This is a genomic window from Stenotrophomonas maltophilia group sp. RNC7, from assembly GCF_030910085.1.
In the GTDB taxonomy this organism is placed as follows: domain Bacteria; phylum Pseudomonadota; class Gammaproteobacteria; order Xanthomonadales; family Xanthomonadaceae; genus Stenotrophomonas; species Stenotrophomonas sepilia.
The window spans coordinates 1-573 of the sequence record NZ_JAVFVN010000851.1 but is presented as its reverse complement, the minus strand read 5'-3'; the positions used below and the strand labels follow the sequence as shown (position 1 = coordinate 573).

The following is a 573-nucleotide window of genomic DNA, read 5'->3' as shown; positions in this document are numbered from 1 at the left end:
GACGATGCCGTTGTTGATGTCGCTGGCTGTTGCGCCGGCCTTGAAGCTCACATCAGCGATGGCGACGCCATTGATCTCCATGCCGGTGATCTTGCCGTCCGACTCCGCAGCATCAGCCACCACTGCGGCAGTGCTCGTCTGGGTTGCGGCGAACAGACCCGAACCCAGCGAGCTGGTGCGGGCATTGACGATCGAGTTGATGCCAATGGTCTGGCCCGCATCCGCGCCGATCTGGAACTGCGCGCCGGAGAACGTGCCGTCCAGCAGGCTGGTGCCGTTGAAGTTGGTCTGGCGGGCAACGCGGTCGATTTCCGAGGTCAGCTGCTTGACTTCGCCGTTCAGTGCTTCGCGGTCGCTGTCGGAGTTGGTGGCATTGGCCGACTGCACCGACAGTTCACGGATGCGCTGCAGGTTGTTGCCGATTTCAACCATCGCGCCTTCGGCGGTCTGGGCCAGCGAGATGCCGTCGTTGGCGTTGCGCACGGCAACGTCCAGACCGCGGATCTGGGTGCTGAAACGCTCGGAGATCGCCAGGCCGGCGGCGTCGTCCTTGGCGCTGTTGATGCGCAGGCC

The 573-nt window shown here is 64.2% G+C and carries 1 pseudogene; it reads right to left on the bottom strand.

Annotated elements, in window-relative coordinates:
• Positions 1 to 573: pseudogene (locus RCF13_RS20260) on the bottom strand (flagellin); the annotation flags it as partial.